The sequence below is a fragment of the Streptomyces actuosus genome (assembly GCF_016921115.1).
Classification (GTDB): Bacteria; Actinomycetota; Actinomycetes; order Streptomycetales; family Streptomycetaceae; genus Streptomyces; species Streptomyces actuosus_A.
In genome coordinates this window covers 46,291-64,471 of record NZ_JAFFZS010000035.1, presented here as the reverse complement: position 1 = coordinate 64,471, position 18,181 = coordinate 46,291, and the positions used below count along the sequence as shown (strand labels likewise).

11 protein-coding genes are annotated in these 18,181 nt (G+C 72.5%); 10 read left to right on the top strand and 1 reads right to left on the bottom strand.

What is annotated here, in order from left to right:
• The first annotated feature begins 40 nt into the window (after positions 1–40).
• The gene (locus JS756_RS29805) at positions 41–3,202 is read left to right on the top strand and encodes an EAL domain-containing protein (RefSeq protein ID WP_205386361.1); all 3,162 of its coding nucleotides are present in this window, start codon (positions 41–43) and stop codon (positions 3,200–3,202) included.
• Between the two features lie 66 nt (positions 3,203–3,268).
• On the opposite strand, the gene JS756_RS29800 is transcribed toward JS756_RS29805, so the two are convergent.
• A complete protein-coding gene (locus JS756_RS29800) occupies positions 3,269–5,065 on the bottom strand; it encodes a glycoside hydrolase family 15 protein (protein ID WP_205386360.1) in 1,797 nt (598 codons plus the stop codon).
• Between the two features lie 617 nt (positions 5,066–5,682).
• On the opposite strand from JS756_RS29800, the gene JS756_RS29795 reads away from it, so the two are divergent.
• Genes JS756_RS29795 through JS756_RS29755 form a run of 9 tightly spaced genes read left to right on the top strand, consistent with a single transcriptional unit; the run spans position 5,683 to position 18,167 of the window.
• Positions 5,683–6,405, top strand: a complete 723-nt coding sequence (locus tag JS756_RS29795) for a glycosyltransferase (RefSeq protein ID WP_205386359.1) — start codon at positions 5,683–5,685, stop codon at positions 6,403–6,405.
• Positions 6,406–6,410: 5 nt separating this feature from the next.
• Complete coding sequence (locus JS756_RS37670; RefSeq protein WP_275892748.1) at positions 6,411–7,955, top strand: glycosyltransferase family 4 protein; 1,545 nt, start codon at positions 6,411–6,413, stop codon at positions 7,953–7,955.
• On the top strand, positions 7,952–10,402 hold the full coding sequence (locus JS756_RS29785; protein WP_205386357.1) for a lipopolysaccharide biosynthesis protein: 2,451 nt from the start codon (positions 7,952–7,954) through the stop codon (positions 10,400–10,402). Before JS756_RS37670 ends, JS756_RS29785 begins: the two co-directional genes overlap by 4 nt.
• Positions 10,399–12,255, top strand: coding sequence for a glycosyltransferase (locus tag JS756_RS29780; RefSeq protein ID WP_205386356.1), 1,857 nt, complete (start codon positions 10,399–10,401; stop codon positions 12,253–12,255). Before JS756_RS29785 ends, JS756_RS29780 begins: the two co-directional genes overlap by 4 nt.
• Entirely contained in the window at positions 12,245–13,045 is an 801-nt protein-coding gene (locus JS756_RS29775) for a PIG-L deacetylase family protein (protein ID WP_205386354.1), read from the top strand. The genes JS756_RS29780 and JS756_RS29775 overlap by 11 nt, the downstream gene beginning before the upstream one ends.
• Entirely contained in the window at positions 13,042–14,655 is a 1,614-nt protein-coding gene (locus tag JS756_RS29770; protein ID WP_205386353.1) for an ArnT family glycosyltransferase, read from the top strand. Before JS756_RS29775 ends, JS756_RS29770 begins: the two co-directional genes overlap by 4 nt.
• Complete coding sequence (locus JS756_RS29765) at positions 14,645–15,745, top strand: glycosyltransferase (RefSeq protein WP_205386352.1); 1,101 nt, start codon at positions 14,645–14,647, stop codon at positions 15,743–15,745. The genes JS756_RS29770 and JS756_RS29765 overlap by 11 nt, the downstream gene beginning before the upstream one ends.
• A complete protein-coding gene (locus tag JS756_RS29760; protein WP_205386351.1) occupies positions 15,742–17,091 on the top strand; it encodes a beta-galactosidase in 1,350 nt (449 codons plus the stop codon). The genes JS756_RS29765 and JS756_RS29760 overlap by 4 nt, the downstream gene beginning before the upstream one ends.
• Positions 17,088–18,167: a GNAT family N-acetyltransferase gene (locus JS756_RS29755; protein ID WP_205386350.1), complete on the top strand. Its 1,080-nt coding sequence runs from the start codon at positions 17,088–17,090 to the stop codon at positions 18,165–18,167. Before JS756_RS29760 ends, JS756_RS29755 begins: the two co-directional genes overlap by 4 nt.
• The last annotated feature ends 14 nt before the right edge of the window (positions 18,168–18,181 follow it).

Below are 18,181 nucleotides of genomic sequence, written 5' to 3'. Positions count from 1 at the left end.
CCCAGGGGAGGCATGTGCCTTGCTGCTGCCCCATCGGCTGATGGCAACCTGTGTCGCGCTGGTCGGTGTGGTGACCGCCTTGGGCGCGACCTTCTCGGAGCTGCGTGCTCCGCTGTGGGCCGTCGCCGGCCTGACAGCCGTCGTCGCCGTCCTGACCGGGGTCCGCGTCCACCGGCCCGGGCACCGTTGGCCGTGGGGGATGCTCGCGGCCGCACTGCTGGCCCTCACCGCGGGCGACGCCTACCACAACGCGCAACTGACGTACTCCCCCGGCCCGGATGCATTCCCCTCGCCGTCGGACGCCTGCCATCTCGCGGTCTACCCGCTCCTCGCCACGGCCCTCTTCGGCCTGGTCCGCTACCGCTGGGCCGACCACGACCTGCCCGGCACGCTGGACACGCTGATCGTCACGGTCGGGCTGGCCCTTCCGGCATGGGTGTACCTGATGGAGCCCCTGGCCCGGCCGGAGGGCCTGACCTGGCCGCAGGAAGCGGTCAGGATCTTGTACGCGCTGGGCGACGTCCTGGTGCTGGCGCTGCTGGTCCGGCTGCTCGCCCCCCGCCCTGGTTCACGCCGCAACCGCTCCGTACACCTGCTCGTGCTGGGCACCCTCACCCTGCTCTGCTTCGATGTCGCCTACGGGGCCCACCGGATCGCCGGACACGGGGAGGCCGCCGCACCGCTGGGCGTCGGGGGGATCGTCTTCTGCACCGCCTACGGGCTGGCCGCGCTGCACCCCTCGATGGTGGAGCTGACCGCGTCCGAGCCCCGGTCCCCGTCCCTGCCGCCGCCCTGGCGCCAGCTGCTGCCGGCCGGCGCCACGTTGATCGCACCAGCGGTCCTGGCCCACGAGGCACTCGAGGGCGACGTGCACGAGGTGCGGGTGGTGGCCGCCTTCTCCGCCCTGCTCTTCCTGCTGGTGATCCTGCGGCTGGGCGCCATGGTGACGGCGCACCGCGAGATCGTCGTTCGGGAACGCGAACTGCGCACCGCGTCCGCCGCCCTCAGGGCGGCGGCCTGGCCGCAGGACATCGCACGCGCCTGCGACGCTGCGGTCGGTGCGTTGCTCGGGCCGAAGGTCCCGCACGCGACGGTGCTGCTGCCGGCCCGGGACTCCGTCGTGCTGCACCCTCTGCTCCGTCCAGCCGGCACCGCGAACCGGGGTGGCGCGCAGAGCGCCGGACCGCGTGGGGACGGGCCGGCCGGCCCTGCCCGGTGCCTCGACGTGATGGTCCCCGTCCCGGCACTCGGCCCGGTCCTCGCCGAGCGGCTCGGGGGACTGCCCATGGCCCTGCTGTGTCCCCTGGTCCAGCCCGAGCAGCCGCCGGGCGGCGAGCTTCCGGACTTGCTGGTGGCGGCGGGGCCCGAGCGCCGGCTGACCGAGATACGCGACTCGCTGGGGATCCTCGCCTCGCACGCCGGCCTGGCGACGGAACGCCTCGCCCTGCGCAACGAGATCATCCGCAACGAGAACGAAGCCTACTTCCGCACCCTGGTGCACAACGCCTCGGACGTCATCCTCATCGTCAACGAGGACACGACGGTCCGCTACGCCAGCCCGTCGGCGCGTGCCGTCTTCGGGCGGGCCGACCTGACCGGTACGCGGCTGCGGGAACTGGTGGACCCGCCGGACCGGGGTCAGGTGGGCCGCACCCTGGCGGCCCTCGACGAAGACGGGCGGCAGGAAGTCCACGATCACTGGTGGGTCACGCCGACCCCGCAGGACGCTGAGAGGGTGGAGCACATCGAGGTCGAGGTCAGATGCCGCGACCTTCGGCACGACACGACGGTGGCCGGTCTGGTCGTCACCCTCCGGGACGTCACCGAACAGCGCCGGCTGGAGTACGAACTCACCCAGCGGGCCTTCCACGATCCCCTGACCGGCCTTCCCAACCGGACCCTGCTGCTGGAGCGGGCCGAGCGCGCCCTGATGCGCGCCCGCCGGGATCCCGCCGTCACCTGTCTGCTCTTCATCGACCTGGACGACTTCAAGAACGTCAACGACACGCTGGGCCACTCGGTCGGTGACCGGCTGCTGTGCGTCGTGGGTGAGCGTCTGTCGAGGATGCTGCGCCGCAGCGACACCGCCGCCCGGCTGGGCGGCGACGAGTTCGCGGTCCTGATGGAGGACGTGAAGCAGTCCCTCGACGCCGAACTCCTCGCCGCACAGGTGATCCAGACCCTGAGTCAGCCCTTCCAGCTCTCCGGCGACCTGGTGAACGTCTCCGCCAGCGTCGGCGTGGCAACGGCCCGGGACAGCACGGACGCGCACGAATTGCTGGGCCTCGCCGATCTCGCCCTGTACGCGGCCAAGGCCGCCGGGAAACGGCAGTGGCGCCGCTTCCGGCCCCAGCAGCGCATCCGCAGGGTGGAGCGGCACGAACTCCAGGCGCGCTTGAACGAGGCGGTGAGCAGGGGGCAGTTCACTCTGCGCTACCAGCCGGTGGTGGACCTCGCCACGGGCGACGTCGCCGGGTTCGAGGCCCTGGTCCGCTGGCGGCACAGCCGGTACGGCCTGGTGTCGCCGGACCAGTTCATCCCGCTCGCCGAGGAGACCGGGCAGATCTCACCGCTGGGCGCCTGGGTGCTGCACCACGCCGCGGCCGACATCGCCCGGCTGCGGCACATCTCCCGAGCGTCCGCGGCGCCGTACGTCAGCGTCAACGTCTCCGCCCACCAGTGGCGGGGCGCGGAGTTCCTCGGCGAGGTGTGCGGCGCTCTCGACGCCGCCGGCCTCGCCCCCGGGGCGCTGTTGCTGGAGATCACCGAGTCGGTGCTCATGCAGCGCGACCGAGAGCTCGACAGGCTCGTCCGCGAGATGAAGGACCTGGGGGTGCGCATCGCGGTCGACGACTTCGGCAGCGGCTTCTCGTCGCTGCGCTACCTCCGGGAGTTCCCCGTCGACGTACTCAAGATCGACAAGACGTTCGTCGACGACATCGCGTACAACACCCGGCAGGTGGCGCTCGTCCAGGGAATCGTCCACCTGGCGGACACACTGGGCCTCGAGGTGATCGCCGAGGGCATCGAGGAGCCGGCGCAGCAGGAGTTGCTGGCGGGCATCGGGTGCCGGTTCGGGCAGGGATACCTGTTCGCCACGCCGATGACGGTGGAGCAGGGCGAGGAGGTGCTGCGCCGGCGGGGCGGGGACGGGCGGCCCGAGGGGAGCGGGGCGTGGCCGTGCCCGACCGAGGAGCTCTGAGGGTGCCCTGTGCTCTGATCGGGCGCTCCTCGCGCAAGGGCCCCCGAGGGCCGCCTGAGGAGCGGCCTACCCTACTGCCGTCCCGGGCCCGCCGAACAGCGCGAACGCCGTCTCCACCAGCGCGATGTGGCTGGACGCCTTGGGCGCGTTGCCCAGTTGGCGACCGGCGTCCGGGTCCCACTGCTCCGACAGCAGCCCCACGTCGTTGCGGACGCCGAGAACCCGCTCGAAGACCTCGCGGGCCTGTGCGGCGCGACCGGTCGCGGCGAGGGCGTCGGCATACCAGAGGGAGCACGTCACAAACGCGCCCTCACGGCCGACCGCGCCGGACGCGTCGCCGTCGTCGGGGGCGTACCGCCGTACGAAACCGCCGTGCTCCAGTCGCCGCATCTCACGGACGGTGCACCGCACCCTCGGGTCCCGGCCGGGCAGGAAGCCGAGCCGGGGCATCAGCAGGGCGGAGGCGTCCAGACCGGCCGAACCGTAGGACTGCACGAAGGACCGCCGCTCGGCGTCCCAGCCCCGGCACAGGACCTGCTGGCGAACCTCGTCGCGCAGGACCCGCCACCCGGCCGAGGGTCCGTTGCGTCCCAGCAGCTCCGCCATGCGCAGCGCCCGGTCGGCGGCCACCCACACCATGACCTTGGAGTGGACGAACTGCCGCCGCGGGCCCCGCTCCTGCCACAGCCCCTGGTCGGGCTCGCGCCAGTGCCGCTGCAGGAAACCGATCAGCGCTTCGACCACGTCCCACCCGTGGGCGGGCATGGGGATCCCCGCCCTCAGGCACAGCAGGAGCGTGTCCAGGACCTCGCCGTGCACGTCGAGCTGGAAGTGGCCGGCCGCGGAGTTCCCGAACCTCACCGGCCGGGACCCCTCGTACCCGGTCAGCCAGTACGCCTCGGTCTCCGGCAGCAGCCGCTGGCCGCCCAGGCCGTACACGGTCTGCAGATCGGCCGGGTCCCCCGCTACCGCCCGCATGAGCCACCCGAGCCAGGCGCGTGCCTCCTCCCGGTACCCGCTGCGCAGCAGGCACGACAGAGTGAGGGTGGAGTCGCGCAGCCAGCAGCACCGGTCGTCCCAGTTGGCATCGCCGCCGATGCACCCGGGCAGCGAGGTGGTGGGTGCGGCGACGATGCCCCCGGTGGGAGCGCAGGTGAGCGCCTTCAGGGTGATCAGCGAGCGCACCACGGCGTCCCGCCACGGCCCCTGGTACCGGCACCGGCCCGCCCAGTCGCGCCAGAAGTCGTCGGTCTCCTTCAGCAGCGTCTCCGCCGGGACGCCCATCGCGGCGGGCGGCTCGGGGTGATGCGAGGGCGCCCACACCAGGGTCAGGGCGAGCCGCCGGCCGGCCGGGACGGTGACGTCCCAGACGGTGGAGCCCTCCCGGCCGAGCGCGCGCACCGGACCGTCCGCGGCCAGCCACACCGCGTCCGGCCCGGCGACCGCGACGCTGCCCTCGCCGCCGGCCCGGACCCAGGGCACCACGCGGCCGTGGTGGAAGCGCAGGCACAGCTCGCTGCGCACACGCACGGCCCCCGACACCCCCTCGACCACGCGGACGACGCACGGCGCCTCGGCACGGGGCGGCATGAAGTCCGTGACCCGGACGACTCCCTCGGCGGTCTCCCACCAGGTGTCCAGGACCAGCGTGTCGGGCCGGTAGGCGCGGCGGGAGCTGGCCCCGGCCGCGGCAGCCGGGGCGACCCGCCAGAAGCCGTTGTCCTGCGTGCCCAACAGCGCGGCCAGGCAGGCCTCCGAGTCGAACCGGGGCAGACACAGCCAGTCCACGGAACCGTTCCGGCCGACCATGGCGGCGGTCTCCAGGTCGCTGAGGAGGGCGTAGTCCTCGATGGGAGCACTCATGAGCGGGTCGCCGTCCTCTCAACCGGTCGGCCGAAGAGGCGGAGGGCCGGACGTCCGGACAGTGCGGCCGCGGCGCCTGCGCGCGATACACACGCATATTTACGACGTATACATACAATTTCACCCCCCATTCGGGCAAGTCAACACGAGCCGGAGAGCAGCCACCGCGACCCCTGAACCCCCCAGCGGGACTCGCCTTGACTTCACGGAAGGATCAGACGAAAGTGTACATATACGTCGTAATCATCCCTTTAGGTGCCGTTCATGAAGTCTCCTACTGTGACCGGTCGCTCTCCGACCGCTGTCGTTCCCCACCCACTGCGCCGTGCGACCGACTGGCCGGGGCGCGCGTCCTCCCGCTCCTCCGCCGCTCAGGCGGGCGACGTCCGGTGCCGCCGTGCGTCCGACAGGATCACCAAGGCGACGACGAGCGGGGTCTGCAACGCGCCCAGGCGCTGGTCGCCGATGTGCCGCCACCGGCCCCCCGGAGCCGCCCCGCGGACGGCCGGGCGTCGCCGCCCGGGCGGCTCGGACACCGCCCCGGGCGGCGATCCGGAACCCGGAGAACATCACCGGGCCGCCCTCCCCCGACGTCCACGGGAAGGCGGCGATCTGTGATGGCTTTCGGGCTCGTGCGTCCGAAGGTGGATCTGGAGCTGATCCTCCCGGCGTTCAACGAGGAACGCCGTCTGCCGTCCACCATCGGCATCACCGTCGACCACCTCTCCACCCGGCCCTGGACCTCCGCCGTCGTGGTGGTGGACAACGACAGCGCCGACCGCACCCGCGACGTCGTGGAGCGCTTCGCCCGCGCACCGGTCCCCGTCCACACCATCGGCTGCAGCGATCACGGCAAAGGAGCCGCCGTCCGCCGGGGCATCGCCACCTCGTCGGCCCGGTACGTGGGCTTCGCCGACGCCGACAGCGCCACCCCCATCGCGACGCTCGACGAGGTCATGGCTCTGCTCGAGCAGGGCCACCCGGCGGTGATTGCCTCCCGGCGCGCCCCCGGAGCCCGCTACGAGACCGAGCAGCCCTCGCTACGCCGCTGCGGCGGCTGGGTCTTCAGGCAACTGGCCCGGCTGGCCCTCCCCGACGTCGCCGACACGCAGTGCGGCTTCAAGTTCTTCGACGGCCCGCTCATCCGCGAGGTCGTCCGTGACTGCCGCATCGACGGATTCGCCTTCGACGTGGAAATGCTCGCCCGCCTCGAACGCCGGGGACACCGCGTGACCGAAGTGCCGGTCACCTGGTGCGACGTGCCCGGATCGACGTTCTCGGCGCGCCGGGACGGTCTGCGTTCGATGGCCGACCTGATCAGGATCTCGACGGCCCGGTGACCGCCATGACCGCGCTGAACGATCTCGCTCGATCCGACATCCTCTTCCTCAACTGGCGTGATCCCGCCCATCCGCAGGCCGGCGGCGCCGAGGCGTACTGCTGGGAGACCGCCCGCCGTTTCAGCGAGGCGGGCGCCCACGTCACGGTGTTCACGGCGCGCCACCCGGGAGCCGCGCCCCGCTCGATGTCCGACGGCATACGGGTTCTCCGCGGCGGCGGCACCTACGGTGTCTACGCCGCGGCGGCCCGGCACCTGCTGAACCACCGGCACGCCTACGACGCCGTCATCGACTGCCAGAACGGCATTCCCTTCTTCTCACCGCTGTTCAGCCCACGATGGACCGCTGACCTGTGCGTGGTGCACCACGTCCACCAGAGCCAGTTCGACATGCTCCTGCCCCGGCCCCTGAACGTCGTCGGCCGACTCCTGGAGAAGCAGGTCAGCCGTGCCGTCTACCACGGGCGGCCGGTCGTCGTGGTCTCGCCGTCCACCCTGGAGGGGATCCGGCGCGAACTCGGCTTCCGCAACCCCGCCTACATCGTGCCCAACGGGACCCCGCCCGACGGTGCCTGCGACGGACCACGCGCCGCACTCGGCGTACCGCGCAGCCGCACACCCGCCATCGCGGTCGTCAGCAGACTGGTCCCGCAGAAGCGGCTGGAACTGCTGGTGCGGGCGATGCCCACGCTGACGCAGAAGATGCCGGACGTACGCCTCGACATCGCCGGCGACGGAAGCGAACTCGCCCTCCTGCGGGCCCTCGCCGTGCGCGAGGGGGTCGGCCACGCCGTCACCTTCCACGGCCGGGTGAGCGCGGCACGCAAGTGGGAGATGCTGGCCCGGGCATGGCTCACGGTCGCCCCGTCCGTGGCCGAGGGCTGGGGCCTGACCGTCATCGAAGCCAACGCCGTCGGTACCCCTGCCGTCGTCTACGACGTGCCGGGTCTGCGCGACGCGGTCCGGCCCGGCCGGACCGGATGGCTCCTGCCGCCGGAATCGGATCTGGCCCACGGGATCGCCGACGCGCTGGGCGAGCTCGCCGCCCCCGGCGCGCGGGAGCGGACGGCGGCCCGGTGCCGGTCCTGGGCGGCCACCTTCTCCTGGGACAGCAGCGCCGAGCGGCTGGCCGCCGTTGTCCTGGAGGAGATGGCGCGGACCCGGCGGCACCGGCACTCCCGGCGCCGGCCGAGCGATCTCTCCGTCATCGGCACCTTCCTCGTGGCGGACGGCAACGCGATGGAGCGCTTCCTCCGCAACGCGCTGCGACTGACCGACGCCTGGGACCGGCAGGGGAACACCTTCCGGGTGCTCCTGCACGGCTGCGACGAGGTCCGCGCCGTACGGGCCCTGCGACGCCTGGGGGTCGACCCCGGTGAACTCAGCGAACTCTCTCTGGCGAGCCGCCAGGACGTCCTGGTGGGAACGGCCGTTCCCGCAGGGCCGGAACCGGCGGCCGGACGCCCGGTGCCGGGGCCGACCGGGGCGGCAGGCCCGCTTTCCGTCCGCCTCGGCGGCACTCTCAGCGACAACGGCCGGACCACGCCATGACCTCCCTCAACGCCTCCGCCCCCCGCACGAGCGCCCGGCGCGATGACGTCATCGCCGTGCAGGGAGCGCGCTGGGTCACCGCCGCATGGCTCGCCATCGGAGCACTCAACTACGGCTACGCCCTGCTGCTGACGCGGCTGCTGGACGTCGACGACTTCGCGACCTTCGCCGCGGGGCAGGCGCTGGTGCTCTGCGCCGCGACCGTGGCTCTCGTCGCGATCCCCTGGGTGCTGGCACAGGCTCTGGCACGCGCCCGTTCGCAGGCCGAGCGCAGCGATGCCGTGCGATTCTCCGTGGTGATCGCGGTGACCGGCGGCGTTCTGGCGAGCGCGACCGTCGCCCTGGTCGCCACCCGGTTCGCCGGCGCGGGCGCGGTCGCCGCCCTAGGCGGTGCCACCCTCCTGATCTACGTCACGCGGGTCAGCGGCGGCTGGCTCCAGGGCACCGAGCGGATGCGCACCCTGGCCTGGGCCCTCACCGGTGAGGCGGTCCTGAAGGTCGTGGTCGGCCTGTTCCTCGTCTCGGTCCTCGGATTCGGGGCCACGGGCGCCCTGGCAGCTTTCGGGGTCGCTGCGATCCCCCTGCTGATCTGGTGGCCGTACCGGATGACCCGCGGGGGCGGATGGTGGGCGGACGCACGCGCCAACCGCGACCTGTGGCGCCGTGCGCTCGGACTGGGTACGGTGCAGAGCCTGGTGGCCCTGATGGCCTCCGTCGACCTCGTCCTGATCACCCTGCTCCCGGCCGACGGCCCGGCCACGGCCAGCTACCAGGCGAGCGTGATGATGGGCCGGGCGCCCCTCTTCCTGGCCGGCGCCATCTCGGTCGCCTTCTTCCCCGCGCTGTCCCGGCGCCGCATGGGAACTCCCCTGGCCGGGAGTGCCATGCGGATGTACCTCATCGTAGCCCTGCCTCTCACGGCCGTGTACGCGACCACACCCCCCGAGGTGTTCGACGTGGTCTTCCCGTCGGACTACGGCCTGATCAGCCGGCTGGTGGTGTTCACCGCGGTTTCGGGGTTCGCCGTCGGCGGCATCAACCTCGTCTCCACCTTCTTCCAGGCGGTCAACGACCAGTCCTGCCAGTACCGCCAGGCCGTCGGAGTGCTGCTCTTCGTCGCGGGTCTGCTGGCCGGCTGGAAGGCCGCAGGAGTGCTCGGGCTCGCGATCGGTGGCTGTTGCGGCGCGTTGGCGGCGCTGCTGCTGGTGGCACACCTGCTGGTACGCAAGCAGGGCTTCCACGTCTTCGCGCAGCTGCCGCTGGTCGAACCGATCGTCGTCATCGGCGTGCTCGTGGCGCTGCGCCCGGTCCCCGTCGTGTGGCTGATCGCCGCGACAGCCGTGGCGGTCCTGGCGACCGTTCGTTTCCTGCGCCACCGCACCACGGCCTCCGCGCAGGGGCCGTCGGAGGCCTCCGGGCCTGCACAGGACACCCCGGGGCGGCCCGCACGAGCCTCCACGGCGTCCACGGGTGCCGCGGACGAACCCGACGCGGTCGGCGTCCGGCCCGGTGGCGGCCACCCAGGTGACGGGCACCCGAACGGCGACACCGTACCCCTCCGGCTCCTCCTCGACGCCGTGTGGCGCCGCGACGTCCGGCCCGCGGGGGACGACGAGCTGCGCGACGCACTGCGGGTCGCCCGGGCCTGCCGGACGGAGGCCCTGCTCGCCCGGGCCTACCCGCGGCAACTGGCCGCGACCGTGACCGAGGTGGAAGCGCGCGACGCGGTGTTTCGCAGCACTGCGCGCGAGGCGACGCAGCGTCTGCTGACCGCCGGCGTCCCCAGTGTCCTCATCAAGGCCGACGGACCGGGCGAGCACCTCGGCGGCGACTTCGACGTGGTGGTCCCCGACGGGCAGTGGGCGGTGGCGGAAAGGGCCCTGTCCGGCTGGTGCGTGCGCCGCGAGCGGTACTGGCTGGAGCGCTCGTCGAAGGTGCTGCTGTGGCCCGCGAGCGGGCCCGCCGCCCACCTGCACGCGTCCGTGGGATGGTTCGGCGTCCCTGTCATGCCCAACGCCCGGCTGTTCGCGCGCGCCCGGGCCGTGCAGGGGGACCCCTGGCTGGAGCCCTGTCCCGCCGACCGCCTGTGCATCTGGCTCGCCCACGCGCTCTTCCAGAACCTGTCCTTCGAGCTGTCCGAACTGCTTGCCGTCCGGCCGCTCCTGCGGCCCGAAGTGGTTGCCGAATCCCGCCGGGAAGCGGGCCGGGAGGGCTGGGGCACCGCCCACAGCCAGGCCCTGTCGACGGCCGTCGCGGCCATCGGACGGCTCGACCGGGGGGAGACCGTAACCCTGCCCGTGCCGCTTCCCGTCCCGGTCTCGCTTCGCGTGGCGGCGGAACACACCCCCCGTCTGCTGCGCGAGAAACACCTCGCGGGCGCCGTACGCGAGGCTGCGCTCAGGGTGCCGCTGTGCGTCGCCAAGACCCGGAAGAGGGGAACCCCATGAGCCTCCGACACGGCTCCCGCACGCCGCGCCGCCGTCCCGGACCGAGCGTCCGTACCGGGCTGAGGAGCCGTCTCCGGTCCTCCAGCGGCCTCCTGGTGGCGGTGTCCGGCCCCGACGATTCCGGCAAGACCACCCTGGTCCGCCAGATGGCGGCGACGCTGCGTCGGCGCGGCTGCACGGTCACGAGGACCTACTGCTACGGCTGCGTGATGTGCCGCCGCTTCCCCGGCCGTCCCCGGTCGACGCAGCCGACGGGCTCGCGGTCCCCGGTCGGGGCCTGGTTCGACGCCGTCCACGCCCGCATCGATGCGTCCGAGATCGCCGTGCGGCTGGGCGCGGCGCGGCTTCGGGCCGCGGTGCACGGTCTGACGGGCCGCCCGGGCGTGATACTCACGGACCGAGGACCGCTCGACTGCCTGGCGAAGTTCGACCCCCCGGACGGCTCACGGACCGCCGCGCTCTTCCGCCGCCTCGCCGGTGCCTACGACGTGACGCTGCTCCTGGAGAGCCATGGGGCCGAGCCGGACGACGCGGAGCCGGGCCGACACCGGCAGGAACGCTACCGCCGTTGGGCGCCCGACGCGGGCGGTGTCGCCCCACTCGACGCGCTCGCCGCCACACCGGCCGCCGCCGCGGACACCGCCGTGCGGCTCGTCACGGCACACGGCGGCAGCCTGCCGCAGGACCGGCCCGACCACGACGGCACCACACCTGCCCGGGGCAGGCATGTGGTCATCTCGAACTTCGACAACAGCCGGAACACGGACTACCGCGGCGGCGGATCGGTCGTCGTCGAACACGTCGCCCGGCGGCTTGCACAGGAGTTCGACGTCACCGTGGTCACCGCGGCACGACACGGCGGGACGCAGGTGCGCGACGGGCTGCGCTACCGCTTCGTGCCCGTCTGCTGGGCCGGCCCACGGGCCGCCCAGCTGCTGTTCCAGGCGGCGCTGCCGCTCATCGCACGAAGGGTCCGGCACGATGTGTGGCTGGAGAACTTCACCCCGCCCTTCACCACCGGCCTTCTGCCCCTCCTCTCCCGGCGGCCCGTCATCGGGATCAACCAGTGCCGCTGCGGGGAGGCCACCTGGCTGAAGTACCACATCCCCGCCCTCCGCCTCGAACGCCTCGGTCTTCGCCGCTACCGGCACATAGTGGTCCTCAACCAGGCGGACGCCGCGGACGCCCGGAGACACAGCCCGAAGGCGGCGGTGCACCTCATCGAGAACGGCGTGGACCAGCAGCACGTCGACGGCACCTCCTTCGGAAGCGGCGGGCACATCCTCTTCCTCGGCCGGGTGGACCTGCGGCTGAAGGGTCTGGACCTGCTGCTCAAGGCCTACGAGGCGGCCGCCCCGGAGCTGCCCCTGTACATCGCCGGACACGGCACGCAGGCCCAGGAACGCACGGTGAAGGCGATGCTCGCCCGGACGAACAGCGACGCCCGGTGGCTCGGCCACGTCGACCGCGAACCCAAACAGCGGCTGCTGGCGGACAGCGCCTTCATGGTCATGCCCTCACGCAGCGAGACCTTCGGCCTCGTGGCGCTCGAGAGCATGGCGCACGGCAAGCCGGTGATCCACTTCGACCTGCCCTCTCTGCGGTGGATGGACGGCAAGGGAAACGTCGGTGTTCCCCCCTTCGACGTCGAGGCGATGGCCAAGGAGATCGGCCGCCTCGCCTCGGACCCGGACGTCCGCCGTGCGCTCGGCCGGCAGGCGCATACGGCGTCGCAGCGGTACACCTGGGAGAGCATGACCGGGCACTATGCGGACCTGGTGCGCGGCGTGCTGGCGTCCACCCCTGCCGCCCCGGGTCACGTACGGCGGGAGGCGATCCGCGATGACTCCTGATGCCGTCGCCGACACGGTCGGACAAGGCGCTCCGGTGGTGGTGCTGTCGCCCCACACCGACGACGCGGTGCTGTCGTGCGGGGCGCTGATGGCGCACGCCCGGCAGCAGGTGCCCGTCACCGTCCTCACCCTGTTCACGAACGGCACTCCGCCGCCCTACACCCTGTCCGGACGCCGCTGCCTGCGGCTGGCCGGGATGCAGGACGCCGAGCAACTGTACGCCGCACGGCGCGCCGAGGACCGGGAGGTGCTCGAAGCCATGGGCGTCACCTGGCAGCACGCGGGATTCACCGACGGGCTCTTCCGCCGCAAGACGGCGGGCAGCCGCCGGGCGAGTCGGCTGCTGCCCGAAAGGGACCACGTCTACCCCACGTACCGGGCGCATCTCGCCGCCGGGCGCATCTCGCGGCACGACGACGGCCTGCTGCGGGACGTCGCCCGCATCGTCAGGACGCTGGGCGCCCCCAGCAGCCCGGGCGGGAGCGGGCCGCTGATCCTGGCACCGCTCGCAGTCGGCGGGCACGCCGACCATCTGCTGGTCAGGACCGCAGCCGAGCTGAGCGGGCGCCGCGTGGTCTACTACGCCGACTTCCCCTACGACCGGCGGGACGTCCCCGACGCAGCCTTCGTACAGCGCAACAGCCTCGGCCGGCCGGTGGCCTGGACTCTGGGGCTCCAGGCCAAGGCGGCCTCGGTCCTCGGTTACCGCACGCAGGCCCAGGCCATGTTCCCCGGCGGACAGGTCCCGCTCGTCCCCGAGTTCTACCTCTTCCCCGGAGACTCCTCATGACCGTCGCGGCGGCAGCACGCGTGCGTACCCTGCCCCGGCAGACCTCCCGGAGGGTGCCGACGCCGGTCCTGGCGGGAGGCGTCTTCCTGCTCGCCCTGGCCCTGCGCCTGGTGAACGTGGGCCGCTCCGCCGACCTCTTCGTGGACGAGCTGATCTACCGGCAACTGGGCGTCAGCGCCGCGCAGGGCGGATTCCCCCGTACCTCGGAGGGTCTCTTCTTCCTGCACCCGCCGGGCTACTTCTACGTGGAGGCGGGCTGGGGCAAACTCGTCGGCTTCGGCCCCGACCTCGTCACCGGTGTGTACCAGGCCCGGCTGGTGAACGTCCTTCTGGGCGCCGCCACGGCTGTCCTGGTGCTGCTCCTGGTCACCATGGCCGGATCCCGCACGACCGGGGTGGTGGCCGCCCTGCTGTTCGCGCTGGACCCGTACATCATCCGGCAGAACGACCGGGTGATGCTGGACACCCAGGCCATGCTGTTCGTACTGGCCGGATACCTGGTGCTCCTCACTCTCTCCCGCGAGCCGCTGCCCGGTCGGCCCCGCCTCAGGGCCGCGGCGGCAGGCCTGCTCTTCGGACTGGCGCTGCTGACCAAGGACCACGCGGCGCTGATCACCCTGCTTCCGCTGCTCATCGCGCTGTCCCTGGGCTGGGGTGCACCGCGGCGGCTGATGCTCACCACGCTGGGAACGAGCGTGCTGCCGTACGGCCTGTACGTGGGCCTGGTGGCCCTCTGCGGCCACATCGTCCCGTTCTGGCACGCCAAGTACCACGGAGCGGCCCGCCTGATCGGGGTCGTCCAGGAGTCCGGGTTCAACGCGCCCGGCACTCCGTCGCTGAGCAGTCGGCTCGCCGACCAGGCGACGACGTACGCCTCCACGTACGCGCTGCTGCTCGTGGGACCGATCGCTCTGGTGGTTCTGCTCCGCCGCAAGGACCCCGTGCTCAGGATGCTGGGGCTGTTCCATCTGTGTGCCGGACTCACCCTGCTGTTCGCGCTCGCCCACGGGACGCTGGAGGAACAGGCGCTGTACCTGCTGATCGTGCCGACTCTGGTGACGCTGGGTGCCGCTCTCTCCGTCGGGATGCAGTGGTACCGGCAGCGGGACGGACGAGCGGTGCGGCGCCGCGTCCTGCTGGTGGCCACCGCCGGCTTCGTCACCGCGGCCCTGGCCTTCTCCGGCACCTCCTACGCCAAGGTGCGCACCGGCCGCGACGACGGATACGCCCAACTGCGCGACTACATGGACAAGCACGTGCCCGCGGGCAGCGCCGTCATCGCAGCCGACGGCGGGGCCAGCGGCGGAGTCTCGTCATGGGCGCTGCGGGACAAGTACAAGGTGGGCGACTGGGTCACGCGCGAGGACCGGTCCCGCGCGCACGCGCGCTATCTGGTCGTCCCCTGGAAGGTGATCGACCAGGGGTACGGCAGGATGGACGCCGGTACGGCCCAGCGCCTCGCGGGCGAGGGGCGCCTGGTGTTCTCCTTCCCCGGGCGTTCCTACGGCACCCTCGCGCTGTACAAGCTGCCACTACCGCCCGGCACGGAGCGCGCCCCGGCGCCCTCGGCGGCCGGGGACGTGCGGACGGGCACCGGTCATGGCCGCTGACCGCTGCCGTCCTCGTGTCCTGCTCCTCACCAGCGGCCCGGTGGACGGGGGACTGGGAGGAGACACCGACCTCGCGATGGCCCTCGCGCGGGGCATCCCGGACGTGCGGTACCACTGGTTCCGGAAATGGCCCCGGCCTGACGCGAGGGTGCGGGACCTCCCGGGGGCGCCGGTGCCCCTCGTCTCCCTGGACGGTGTCCCCCGCCTGCCGGAGCGGATGCAGGCGGCGGCCGTCGGGACCGTACTCACCCGGCGGTCCGATCTCGTGCATGCCGTGCTGACGATCGGCAGCGGGTTCCCCCGGTTCTCCCGTGTCTGGCCGAGGCTCCTCGGTGGCACGCCGGTCCTGCACACCGTCCCCGGCGTCATGGATCCCGCTCTTCTCGCGCAGTGTCGCCCACTCGGCCCCACCGTGGCGCTGTCCGAGGTCACCGCGCAGGCCCTGCGCACCGCCGGGTTCGAGGACGTCCGGGTGATCCCCCCCGTCGTCCCGCTCGACGCGTGGCCCCGGCGGCCCCGGCCGTCCACGGATCCGCCGACCGTGCTGGTCACCGGGCATCACGATGAGGGTGGCGGTGCCGAGGAAGCCGTTGCCTCGGCAGCGGTCGCCTCGCGTGCGGGAGCCCGCTTCCGGCTGGTGCTTGCGCTGCGCGACCGGCCGGGACAGGACACACGTGCGCGGGAGCGGGCGCTGCGGGCCGGCGCGGCCCGTGCGGGCCTGCCCGAGACCGAGGTGTTGGGACACGTCGACGACATGCATGGTCTCCTGGCAGCCGCGGACGTCCTCCTCTACGTTCCGCGGGTGCTCGGCGGCAAGGCGGACATTCCGCTCACCGTGCTCCAGGCCCTGGCCACCGGGCGCCCCGTCATCCTGAGCGAGCTTCCGCAGTTCGAGCCCCTGCACGACACCGTGGTGCGGGCCACGCCGGGCGACTGCCTCGGTACCGGCCGCCTCCTGTCGCAGTTGTGGCAACGGCCCGGGTGGTGGCAGCAGCTGGCGGAACGGGGCCGCGCGGCGGTCGAGGAACATTACGGTGAGGCTCGGTTCCTGTCGCAGTACACCCGGCTGTACCAGGAGTTGCTGCCATGACGGACCGGTCCGGGGGCGCCGGGAGGCGCCTGCGCACCCGCCGGTGGGTCGTGTACCTCGCGGTCGCCGCCGTCGTCGCCGCGGTGCTCTCCTTCAGCCGGCTCGGCAAAGGCAACGACCACCACGAGAGGTACTTCTTCGGCACGCTTCAGACGAGCCCGCGCACCGCACGGGTGAGCGCGGAACACGGGATCGGCGTGGCCCATATGACGGTCCACTGGAACCGGTTCGAACCGGCTCCCGGGCAGGTGGACCAGGCCTACGTCGCCACGATCAAGGAGAAGGTGCGGGTCTTCCACGACGCGGGCCTGCGTGTGGAGGCGGGCCTCGGCCTCAACAGCCCGCCGTCCTGGCTCTTCGACAGGTATCCGGACGCCGCCTTCACCGACCAGGACGGCGCACGCTTCACCGAGGCCCCGAACCTGGTGTTCAGCCAGGAGGTCCGCAACGAGGTGGCAGGCTATCTGCGACAGCTGGACCGGCAGATCGGCCTGCGCAGCTTCTGGGCCTTGCGTATCGGTGTGAACGACACCGGAGAGTTCACCTATCCGCGGCCGGCCCCGGGCACCGCGGGCCACGCATCGTACTGGGCCTTCGACCGGCACGCGCAGGCGAGCGGAGCGGATCCCGGCCGGCCCGCGACCGTCGCGCCGAATCCCTTTCCCGGGTGGCGGCCGGGGCAGCCCGGGTATCGGGGCGCGCCCATGACCACGGGGCAGGTGTCCCGGTGGTACGACTGGTACCTCACCGCGCTGGCCGATGCGGTGAACTGGCAGATCCGGCAGTACGAGGCGCTGGGCTACACCGGACGTCTGCTGGTGCTGGTCCCCGGCGCCGGGTTCTATCCGGGCGACCTGTCCACCGCCCTGCGCGCACACCTGGGGGCCACCGCCGCCGGCGGGCTCCTCAGCCGCGGCGCCGGCTTCTACCGCACGATCGGGCTCATCGACCACCGGCCCGGCGTCCAACTGGTCTCCACGGCCCTGGTGGACGGGTCCGGCACACCGAGGAACAACGCCTGCCGGCCCTCGGACCGCGCCGTCGACCTCGACGCCCTGGCCCGGGGCCGCGGGCCGGAGGACCGGGTGCGGGCGTGGTCGTCGGTGCGGTGGATCTCCCGGATCGCCGCCCACGAGGGCTTCACCGTCAGCGGAGAGAGCGCAGGACCCCACGTGGCCGCGTACTACCCGGGCGTCATGAACGAGGCCGGGCGCCAACTGAAGGCCTGCGGACTCAAGGGACTGATGTGGGCCTTCGACCACAATCTCCACGACGGCACTCCCGGGTCCTCGATCGAGGACTACGCCCTGCTCATCGCAGGGTTGCAGAGAGGAGCCACACCATGACGGTGACCGTGCACACCCCTGACGGTCTCACCGCGAGAGACCTCACCGCCTGGTGTGCCCTGCAGCAGTCCTCTCCGGCGCTGGCCAGCCCGTTCCTGTCCCCGCAGTTCGCCCGAGCCGTTGGACGGCAGCGGCCCTCGGCCCGGGTCGCGGTGCTCTCGGACGGATCCGGACCGGTGGGCTACTTCCCCTTCGAGCGCCACAGGCTGGGACTCGGGACGCCCATCGGCAGCGGCCTGTGTGATGCGCAGGGGCTCATCCACGCCCCGGGGCTGGACTGGGACGTGCAGGAGCTGTTGCGAGCCTGCCGACTGCACCTGTGGCGGTACGACCATCTCACCGCAGACCAAGGGCCTTTCGACAGCGGGGTGGTGCGCCGGTCCACGTCGCCGGTCCTCGACCTGGCGCAGGGCTTCGAGGCGTACGCAGCGAGGCTGAGTGCCAAGTCCCGGGAACGGACGAAACAACTGCAGGCAAAGGAACGGCGGCTTCGGCGCACCCTGGGCGAGATTCGACTGGTGTTCGACGACCCGTCGCCCGCGTCCCTCGACACGCTGATGCGGTGGAAGTCGGCCCAGTACCGGGCCAAGGGACAGGTGGACCTGTTCGCATCACCCTCGGTCGCGGCACTGCTGCGGGACCTGCACCAGACCCGGTCCGCCGACTGCTCGGGCATCCCGTCGACGCTGTACGCGGGCGAGCGGCCCGTCGCCGTCCATTTCGGGCTGCGCTCACGCAACGTGCTGCAGTACTGGTTCCCCGCCTACGCCCCGGAGGCCGCGCGCTTCTCGCCCGGCATCCTGCTGCTGCTGAAGATGGCCGAGGCCGCGGCGGCCCAGGGCATCGAGTACCTCGACCTCGGAAAGGGCGACGAGCGGTACAAGCAGGAGATGAAGACGGGCGACCGGCCGCTGGGTGAGGGGTGGGTGTCCACGGGCACCGCGCCGGCCAAGCTCCGGCACGCCCAGGCGGCGTCGGCCCAGCGGATGCGGGCGGTGGTGGCGGGAAGTCCGGCGCTGAGGCGGATCGCGCTCAAGGCCCTCGACGCCCGTCACCGGGCCGGGAGGAGGAGCTGACGCACCGGCGCGGG